The organism is Arcicella sp. GW458-12-2-14-TSB2, from assembly GCF_059423785.1.
In genome coordinates this window covers 1-10,407 of sequence record NZ_JBWKYN010000198.1, presented here as the reverse complement: position 1 = coordinate 10,407, position 10,407 = coordinate 1, and the positions used below count along the sequence as shown (strand labels likewise).

At 35.2% G+C, this 10,407-nt stretch carries 8 protein-coding genes; 7 read left to right on the top strand and 1 reads right to left on the bottom strand.

What is annotated here, in order from left to right; translation table 11 throughout:
- Window positions 1-281: 281 nt before the first annotated feature.
- The 5 genes from AC07XN_RS20980 (at window position 282) to AC07XN_RS20960 (ending at window position 8,578) form a co-directional block, all read left to right on the top strand.
- Complete coding sequence (locus tag AC07XN_RS20980; RefSeq protein WP_494744465.1) at window positions 282-3,611, top strand: SusC/RagA family TonB-linked outer membrane protein; 3,330 nt, start codon at window positions 282-284, stop codon at window positions 3,609-3,611.
- Between the two features lie 109 nt (window positions 3,612-3,720).
- A complete protein-coding gene (locus AC07XN_RS20975) occupies window positions 3,721-5,328 on the top strand; it encodes a SusD/RagB family nutrient-binding outer membrane lipoprotein (RefSeq protein WP_494744464.1) in 1,608 nt (535 codons plus the stop codon).
- A 108-nt stretch (window positions 5,329-5,436) separates the two neighbouring features.
- Complete coding sequence (locus AC07XN_RS20970; RefSeq protein ID WP_494744463.1) at window positions 5,437-5,907, top strand: hypothetical protein; 471 nt, start codon at window positions 5,437-5,439, stop codon at window positions 5,905-5,907.
- A 46-nt stretch (window positions 5,908-5,953) separates the two neighbouring features.
- On the top strand, window positions 5,954-6,769 hold the full coding sequence (locus tag AC07XN_RS20965) for a tyrosine-protein phosphatase (RefSeq protein ID WP_494744462.1): 816 nt from the start codon (window positions 5,954-5,956) through the stop codon (window positions 6,767-6,769).
- Window positions 6,770-7,348: 579 nt separating this feature from the next.
- Window positions 7,349-8,578 (top strand): multidrug effflux MFS transporter, encoded by a 1,230-nt coding sequence (locus AC07XN_RS20960; RefSeq protein WP_494744461.1) that lies wholly within the window; start codon window positions 7,349-7,351, stop codon window positions 8,576-8,578.
- Window positions 8,579-8,715: 137 nt separating this feature from the next.
- Here the strand turns inward: AC07XN_RS20960 and AC07XN_RS20955 are convergent, their stop codons facing one another.
- Window positions 8,716-9,213, bottom strand: a complete 498-nt coding sequence (locus AC07XN_RS20955; protein WP_494744460.1) for a hypothetical protein — start codon at window positions 9,211-9,213, stop codon at window positions 8,716-8,718.
- Window positions 9,214-9,384: 171 nt separating this feature from the next.
- On the opposite strand from AC07XN_RS20955, the gene AC07XN_RS20950 reads away from it, so the two are divergent.
- Window positions 9,385-10,101, top strand: a complete 717-nt coding sequence (locus AC07XN_RS20950; protein ID WP_494744459.1) for a DUF4145 domain-containing protein — start codon at window positions 9,385-9,387, stop codon at window positions 10,099-10,101.
- A 55-nt stretch (window positions 10,102-10,156) separates the two neighbouring features.
- Window positions 10,157-10,407: hypothetical protein (locus AC07XN_RS20945; protein WP_494744458.1), on the top strand; the 251-nt coding region annotated here is incomplete at its 3' end.

Here is a 10,407-nt window from a genome sequence, read left to right as displayed (position 1 = left end):
GATTTATGGTTATAAGAAGTTAATCAATTCAGGTTACATATATACTTTTTCTTCTGATAAAACTATCATAGTTTCTGAATCAATTTTCCCTCCCGATTAATTTATTATACTAGAAATAGCATTATTCCGCCATTAAATAGGGCATTAATATATCACTAACATTACAACATTATCCTTAAAGATTTAATCATTTTTCCATGGTTTAAGATAACCCTCAGGTTACGGGCAGGTAATATGACAGGACTAAGTTTGTGACTTCAAACCCAAACTCTTATTACAAGATGAAACATAAAATTTTACTGAATCATGTTAGCTTGTTTTTCATTGCATTACTGATGTTAAGTAATGTTGTGTTGGCACAAGACAATGTTCTAACTGGGAAAGTTATCGAAAAGAATGGCGACGTAATTCCAGGCGTGAGTATTTCTATCAAAGGTACTACGCGTGGTACTACTACAGATGGCAATGGTGTATTTAAATTGCCAGCGACAAATGATAAAATGGTGTTGGTATTTCGCTACATTGGTTTTGCTACACAAGAAATTGTGGTAGGCAATCGTACAACACTAGATGTAACCTTATTACCTGAAAACAGACAATTAGAAGAGGTTGTAGTAACAGCCTTAGGGATTAAGAAGGAAGCTCGTTCAATTGGTTACACGACACAAGATGTAAAAGGCGAAGATTTAGTAAAAGCACGTGAGCCTAACCCAATAAACTCTTTAACGGGAAAAATCGCAGGTTTAACAGTTTCTTCTTCTGCTGAAATGTTAGGTCGTCCGCAATTAATTCTTCGTGGTAACTCTGATTTACTTTTTGTCGTAGATGGTGTACCTATCAACTCTGATACTTGGAACATCTCTTCAGATGATATCGAAACGTATTCAGTATTGAAAGGACCAAATGCTGCGGCATTGTATGGTTTCCGTGGACAAAATGGAGCTATTTTGATTACGACCAAAAAAGGCTCGAAAGACAAACGTCAGTTTCAAGTAGATTTTAATTCGAGTACAATGGCTGAACCAAGTTTCTTGGCTGTGCCTACTCGTCAAAGCGAATATGGCTATGGTGTTAACTATCAGTATGCTTATGGTAACAAAACTTATGACGAAGATGGTAAGTTCCGTCGTACGAATATTTGGGGGCCACGTTTTGAAGGACAGAATGTACCACAATACAATTCGCCAGTAGACCCTGTAACAGGTATCCGTCAAGGAACACCTTGGTTGAATGTTGGTAAAGACAACTTCGCTCGTTTTATGGAAACGGGAATTATCTCTACAAATAACATCGCTCTTTCAGCAAGTGGTGAGAAATACGATTTGCGTTTGTCTATCGCCAACAACTACCAAAAAGGGATGGCACCAAATACCAAATTGAATATTAATAACTTCAATATCAATGCTGGCTACAACTTTACAGATAGATTAAGATTAGAAGGAAATATTAACTTAAGCCTTCAAAACTCACCAAATATTCCAGAGCCAAGTTCAGGACCAGAAGGCTATACCTACATTTTTAACGTGTATGGTTCTAGTAGCTGGGATATTGCTGATATGCGTGATTATTATAAAGGTCCGCAAGGTAAGCCAGGTGTTCAGCAGTATTATGCAGAATACGGTCGTGAAAACAACCCATATTTTATGGCTTATGAGTGGCTACGTGAGCATAAAAAAACTGACGTATATGGATATGCGAAATTGAGCTACAAGATTAATGAATTCTTGAATTTTTCTGCAAGAACACAAATCACTACTTGGAATCAGTTCCGTACAGAGAAGTTGCCGTATTCGATGATTACCTATAAAACACCAGATTTAAGACAAGGTGATTATCGTGAAGACAGAAGAAACTTATTAGAAAACAACTCTGATTTCTTGTTGAGTTTCAATAAGCCAGTAACGAAAGACTTGACTATTTCGGCTATCGCAGGGGCCAACCTTAGAACGTATAGCTATAACTCAAGCTGGGCATCTACCGACTTCCTGATTGTACCGGGCGTATATGACTTCAGTAACTCGAAATATCCTGTAAAAGCCTATAACTACCGTGCTGATATGGAAGTAGCGAGTGCTTATTATACAGCAGACTTTACCTATAAAAACTTCTTGACGTTAGGAACAACAGGTAGAATTGACAAACTTTCTACGTTGCCTGCTGATAACCGTAACATTTTCTATCCATCGGTTTCGTTGAGTACAGTAGTTTCAGATTATATCAATTTACCTCAGGCAATTTCATTCTTCAAATTGCGTGGTTCGTATGCTAATGTAAAAGGTGGTTTAACACAGTCGACTATTGGTACAGCGTATCAGGCCGTTACAGGTCAATCGCTTTCTAGTGGGTTGATAGGTTATGGTGCTGAAATTGTTTCTGCTTATGATGGCCCAAGCTATGATAACCAAAACTCCTACAACATCAATACTTCTATTTACAACAACACACCGATAGCCAATTATTCAGGGACGATTGCTAATCCAGCATTACAGAGCTTCTCAGTTACTTCTTATGAAGTAGGTTTTGATATGAAATTCTTGAAAAACCGTTTGTCTTTAGATGCTACTTACTTTACATCTATCAACGGTCCACAGATTTTCCCTTTACCTGTCGCTTCTTCTTCGGGTTATTACAACCATACAATCAATGGTGTAACAACTCAGAAAAACGGATGGGAAGTTTCTTTAAATGGTTCAGTGTTGAAAAATCCTAATGGTTTAAACTGGAACGTGTTAGCGAACTTCTCTACTTACAAAGAAACGTTGAAGGAAATCTACGGTGGTGAAACAAGTATCTACTTGTCGGGGCCAGACCACGTTTTCCATATTGGCGACAGACTAGATGGTTATTATGATTATAAGTATTTGAGAAACAGCGAGGGTAAAATAATTTACTCATCAAACGGTGTGCCTTTGGTTCCTCCAACTGGTACAAATAATAAGCAATTATTAGGATACACTAACCCTGATTTCGTTTGGGCATTGAACAATAAGTTTTCTTATAAAGACTTCAATTTTAGTTTCCAAGTTGACGGACGTGTAGGTGGTGTAATCAACGACCGTGTATGGGCTTACCAAGTAAACTCGGGTACTGCGATGGAATCTGTTACGGGTGCATTAGGAGAAGCTCGTTTAAAAGAATGGCAAAGTACTGCTTTAGGTACTAAAACTGCTGTACCAGCTTATGTTGGTGATGGTGTTGTAGTAGCGAGTGGTATAATTAAATATGATGCTACTGGAAATATTGCAAACAGTAGTGAATTATCATTTGCTCCAAATGCCAAAGCGGTAACTGTTCAAAGTTATATGCAAGGTGTTTACAATGCCTTCCAATATGGTGAGCCGTATTTGATTAGCAAGACTTATATGAAATTAAGAGAAGTTGTGATTGGTTATACTATTCCTGCAAGATTATTAGGCAATAACAAATTCATTAGAAATGCTTCGGTTTCATTAGTCGGACGTAATTTATTGTATTTCGCTGAACGTACTGACTTTGACTTAGACCAATATGGTGCTGGCTATAGTGCTTCAAGCAGAAGTACACAAAAAGATCCGGGTTTGCAGTCGGCCACCACTCGTCGTTATGGTATCAACATTAGCTTGACATTCTAATTTGGCTGTCGGTCTTCGGCTATCGGTCATCAGTTACTAACAACAGGCGACTGATAGCTGAGGTCTGACAATGCATAAAATATTTTTAGATATAAATCAGAAAATAAAAATGAAAAGATATTTCAAAAAATTGTTCATCATATTACCAATTCTGGTAGCAACTACTAGTTGCCAAGATTATGATAAATTATTACCAAACCCAAACTTAGCCAGTGAAAGCAATACAATTCCACCTGAATATTTATTAGGCAGAATAACGTATGATATGTATGCTGGGGGTGGGGTAGTAGATGGAAGACCGGGAAACGTTTCTGAACAACCTTTCGACCAAGCTCATCGTTGGAATCAATTTATTGTGTCTAATAATTTATATTACGGAGGAAAGAACACTTATGACTGGTCGGTAACGGCTACGCCTTATGGTATGTTGAAAAATGCCATTAAGATGGAAGAACAAGCGTTGAAAACCCTAGGTACTAAAACAAATGCCTACGCAGCAGTTGCAAAGTTTGTGCGTGCTTATACAGCTGTTTGGCTTACACAACGTTTGGGCGATGTGCCGATGAGCCAAGCAGGACAAGGGCTTGATAACCTTACGCCAAAATATGATGCACAAAAAGATATTTACATCAGTGCTTTACAATTGTTAGAAGATGCCAATGCCGACTTCACGAGCTTAATTGCTAATAGTACGCAAGCCAGTGTTTTAGCAGGAGATATTCTATTGGGTAATGACATCAAAAAATGGCAAAAAGCTGTCAATACGTATAAGCTAAGAGTATTGATTTCATTAAGTAAAAGAGCTGACGATACGCCTGAATTGGGTATCAAACAAAAATTTGCTGATATTATCAACAACCCAACAAAGTACCCAATAATGGGAAGTAATGCTGATAACATGATTTTTACTTTCAATTCAGCCTATAACACTTATCCGCATACCCCTAAAGATGGTAATAATAACTACCAAAACATAGGTTCGACATACTTGAAATTGACAACTGTTAATGCTGACCCTCGCACGTTTATCGTAGCGACTCCTGCACCAGCAGAGCTTGCTAAAGGAAAAACAGTGGGAGATTTCTCAGCATATGTTGGTTCTGATATTTCTGATGCTGTAGCCGATTTATTTACCAATTCTACGGCGGGTAAGTACTCATTTACCAACTTTAACCGCTATTATGGTTCAGTAGTGGGTCCAGAACCTTATATCATTATGGGTTATTCTGAAATGAATTTTAATATTGCAGAAGGTATCAATCGTGGTTGGGCAACAGGCGATGCCGCTGCTTATTATACAAAAGGTATCAATGCATCATTAGCATTTTATGGATTATCAGAAGGAGCTACTTTGACAATAGGTGACTTGACGGGTAAGACATTAGGAAACGTGAATGTATCAATTGCTAATTTTCTAACAAACCCTAATGTTGTTTACAAAGGCAATAATACAGATGGTTTAGAACAAATTTTAAATCAAAAGTATATTTCATTCTTCCAAAATTCTGGTTGGGAGGCATTCTATAACCAACGCAGAACGGGCTATCCTAAAACATTCATTACTGTGGGTAGTGGTATCAATTCAGTAGGTAAAGTACCTCTTCGTTGGTTGTATCCAGTAGATGAATCAACTTATAATCCAGAAAATTATACAAAAGCATTAACACAATTTGGTGGTAAAGACGATATTTATGCGCCAATGTGGTTGTTGAAATAATCTATTTTTATAAAGATTTACAAGAGAAAACTCGTGGTAAAACGGTTTTCTCTTGTAGTATTTTACAGGATGATGTTAAAGAAATTATTTTGCTTTATGTTTTTTTTGATGGCTATTTATCCGTTAAAGGCTCAAGAAATAGCCTCTGAATATCCGAAGGTAGTTGGTTATATGAGTATTGTACATCCAATGGTTACGGCTTATCAAAACGAAACTATTTATAATTTCAATAACGATTATACTGTGGGTTTCCCTGTTGGAATCAATATTCTAAAAAGTGATAGAATCGGGTTTAGTTTCGAAATAACACCCTTTGTCAAAGTTGCCAATGGTAATAGTGCTGTAAGTAATATGTTATTTCATCCTGGTATTATTTTGCGTTACCCAAAAGGATTTAGCATTAACAACCGCCTTGCTTTTGAAACAAGCGGACGCTTTGGATATACGGCTGTTTTTAGTAAAGTAATAGTAAGAACCAAGATGAATAATTTTTTTGTGGCAATACCACTGCCACTTCGTTTCGGAAATAATAAATCTGCATCTATAGGAATGGGCTTACAAATGGGTATTACCTTTTAATAGAGATTAGTTTCTTTAAAAATAATCAAATTCAATATTTAAAAACATGAAAAAAATTCTTTTTATCCTTTGTTTATTTACCGTAGTAACAGAGTCATTTTCGCAAGATAGTGCTGTGGTTTTTAACCCTAAACGTCAGATTAAATTAGAAGGCGGAAGCAATTTTCGTGACTTAGGGGGGTATCCAGCGGCTAACAAAAAGCACGTAAAATGGGGACATATTTTCCGTTCGGCTGATGTTAGTAAATTAACAGACAATGATTTAGCTACTTTGTCAAACCTACAACTTGCTACAGTGTGTGATTTGCGTGGACCAGATGAGTTGAAAACGAATCCAGACCGTTTGCCTGTTGGTGTAAATTATATTAATCTACCCGCTGGAAGCGAGAAAGTACAGTCTGGTCTTAATTACGCTATCTTGAACCGTGATTCATTAATGAATTCATTTTATGCGAATACTACTTTTTTGAAGGCAAAATATAAGCCAATGTTCGAGCAATTGTTGGTATTACCTAATGATAAATCATTGATGTTCCACTGTACTGCTGGCAAAGACCGTACTGGTATGGGAGCAGCCTTGATACTTTCTGCATTAGGTGTTGATAAAAAATATATTGTGGCAGACTATGCCGCTACGAATGTTTTTTGGAAAGATACTCGCGAAAAAATGCTACAGGCTATGGCAAAAAACGATGCTGCTATGTCTGCCATGAAACCAATGTTGGCGGCTAATCCTAACTACATCAATACTTTTTTTAATACGATAGACAAACAGTATGGCTCAATGGAAAACTTCCTAGAAAAGGAAATGGAGTTGGACAAAGAGGATATTAAAAAGTTGAAAAAGCTGTATTTGGAGTAGCGTATTGAGTGAGTTAGCGATTGAGTGATTTAGTGAGTTGTGAGTTAGTGATTGAATGGATAATAGTTATCATTGTTTAAAATTAGGTTTCACTGGGTTTAACAAAAGTTAGCTATACACAACTCTTTATACTATTGAATATACTTAAATAAAAGGGGTGTTGTCTTAAAACATCCCTTTTTTGATGCCAAGATATTTTCATGAGTAGTTATTCTTTCTCTTTGAAGACAACATATATTAGGCAATGATAAAGTACAATTAATATATTCACTCAATCGCTAACTTACTCAATCACTAAATAATATTCACTAAATCACCATTCACAACTCAAGACTCACTAACTAACAATTCACTAACTCACAACTAACTCACAACTTACTCAATCACTAACTGTTAATAATACATTAAACTCTCTAAACAGCAGAGCAATCCAAATCTTCTTAGTAATTTTGAAACTTAATTGAAGGCTGAGTGATTATTGACATTATAAATCAAAATAGAAAGCCATAATACTGAGGTGAAATTTATTGAATGTGAAAATATTATTCACAAATCACTCATTCACTCAATTGATAAAAAATGACGAAAAGAACTTACTATTCCCTTATTCTGATACTTGGTAGCTTAACGGCCTTAGCTCCTTTTTCTATTGATATGTATTTGCCGGGTTTTCCGGCCATTGCTAAAGATTTAGACACAACTCCTGCGAAAGTATCGCTTACACTATCAGGTTTTTTCATTGGTATTTCAGCAGGACAACTACTTTATGGACCCTTGCTCGACCATTTTGGCAGAAAGAAACCATTATACTTTGGTCTCTCGTTATATATATTGGCTTCTATAGCGTGTATTTGGGTTAAAAATATCGATAGCCTAATTGTACTTAGATTCATTGAGGCCATTGGTGCTTGTGTGGCTACAGTTGCTTCAGTAGCGATGGTACGCGACCTTTTCCCGGTGCAAGATAGTGCCAAAGTATTTTCTTTATTGATGTTGGTGTTGGGTGTATCGCCAATGGTAGCACCTACTGTAGGGGGTATCGTTACCGCTAATTTTGGTTGGCAGGCCGTTTTTATTATTTTAAGTGTAATCGGTGCTGTACTTTTATTAGCAGTAATACTTTGGTTACCTAATAGTTTTAAGCCAGATCCTTCACATTCATTAAAACCTGAGCCTATCATCCGTGATTTTATTTCGGTTATTGTAGAGCCACAGTTTTATACGTATGCCTTAACAGGTGCCATCTCTTTTGCAGGCTTATTCGCTTACGTTTCTGGCTCACCTATGATATTCATGAGCGTCTTTAAGGTAAACGAACAAGTATATGGTTGGATATTTGCCTTCTTGTCTATAGGTTTTATTGGCGCTAGTCAGTTGAATAATTTGGTGCTTCGTAGGTTCAAGAGTGAGCAAATTATTCCTGTAGCCCTTCGAACTCAGTTATTAATAGGAATTGTTTTCTTGATTGCCTCGTATAACGATTGGCTTAATTTAGGTATCACTATTTTTATGCTTTTCCTATTTCTTTCTTGTATTGGTTTTGCCAATCCAAATATGGCTGCTCTTTCATTAGCACCGTTTTCAAAAAATGCAGGAACAGCCTCAGCTTTGATGGGGGCTATCCAAATGGGAATGGGTTCTTTGATTTCGGTGGTAATCAGTATGTTCGATGAACCATCTACCTTACCGATGGTAGCTGCTATGGCTGGGTCGGCATCAATAGCCAATCTTGTATATTTAGTAGGCAAAAGGACTATTAAGCACGAAGTAGAAGTTGCAGAAAATGCGGAGGCTGGGCTAGTGCATTAGAATTGGTGCTATTGTTTGAACAACGCCGAAAACAGCAAGAGTCATCCCGAATTTTTTAAATTCAAAAAGCGGTCGAAATTAGTTTTTCGACCGCTTTTTTATGATTTGAAAATTCGGGATGGCTCATGTTTGTTCATTTATACCTTTGATATTTCTTTTTGAACAGCAATGACAAAATCAATGGATACATCATTGTAATCTGCAATTTCTTCAATAGAAAGTTTACCATATTTTAAAGCCTTTTTGATAGCTTCTTTTTTGTCTGCTAAACGAATTTCTTCAATTTTTTTGTTTTCATTTTTCAAAGCTAAGACATTTGCAGAAATAGCCATTTCATAAACAAGTTTTTGTTCTGCCGTCATAGCTCGCAAATCTACTTCTTGAATGGCTTTTTGTAGCCATTCTTCATCCCAAAATTCAGGAAATTTTGAAGCTTCTGTAACTGTGTGTAATGTTTTCATTGTAAAAACTAGTTTATCCAAATCTGTTTGAATATCAGCTAATTGCTTAGTGAATTTAGTTAGTTCTAAGGTAATATAACGTATCGGGCGACGTTCCGCTTGGTCATCAATAATTTCATTTTTGAGAACTCTTAGTACTTTAAAGATCTTTTTATAAGATTTACTATTAAGCAAAAATAAAGCGTTTTTAAAAAATCAAATAACTGTATTGATTTTTATTTTACATTTGAGTCTTTACAAAAATATGTGATTTATTAAAGTTATTTATAGTTTGTAATTTCTTTTGGATTTAAAATGGTTTATTTAACTAAAATAGTATTTTCAGTAACATTCAATAATAATTTTATGAAATTTAAAAGAGAGATTTGGGAAAAATGGGAAATTGAAAAACCTTGTCCAAGTTGTAATGCAGGCACTTTAAAAAAGATTGGGGGAGTATTTAAAAATGAAACAGCAGAGTCAAAAGAATTTAATGAGAATAGTGCAAATTATTCCTCAGATTTTATTTTCTCGACCCATTTAAAATGTAGTAATTGTAGTGAATACGTTGCTGTTTCGGGATATATTAATGAAGAAAACTATCCTTCAAATAAGGAGAAAGGTATTCAAAAAGTAATAAATCCTGTTTTTTTTTGTCCACCACCTAAAATTATTAATTTACCTATATCATGCCCCAAGAGTATAAAGAAAATATTGAACGAATCGTTTAGTTTATACTGGATTGATATAGGCTCTTGTGCAAATAAAATTAGAATTTCAATTGAAGTACTATTGAATGAGCTTAAAATACCAATTAAAGTACAAACAAGAGCAGGTGTAAAAGAGTTAAAACTTCATAACAGACTCGAAAAATATAAACAAATAAATTCAGACATAGCAAATCTTTTAATGGCTATTAAATGGATAGGAAATACAGGAAGCCATTATTCAGAAATAAAAAGAGAAAACCTATTAGACGCTTTCGAGTTGCTAGAGGTTGCACTGGATAAATTATATAATGATAGGGAACAAAAACTTATTGAAATGACTGAACAAATAAACCGAACAAGAAAACCAATATAAAATTTAAACAAATAATATCTATATATCGTTATTTTTAATCAAAACAACTTAAATAATGGATCTTAAATTATTAAACTTACCTACAAAAGAGATATATGAAGATTTATTTCAGCCTAGTATGAAAAAAGTTGGAGAAGCTTTGTCAACAGTACTTGACTCTTCAAATTTGATATTGCTTCCCATAAAGTTATTAAATGAAAAATCAAAAATATATTTCGATAATAATATAAAAAAATACTCAGAAAAAATTAACAAAAAAGATTTGACTTTAACCCAAGTCCCACAATACGTTGGATTGCCTATAAT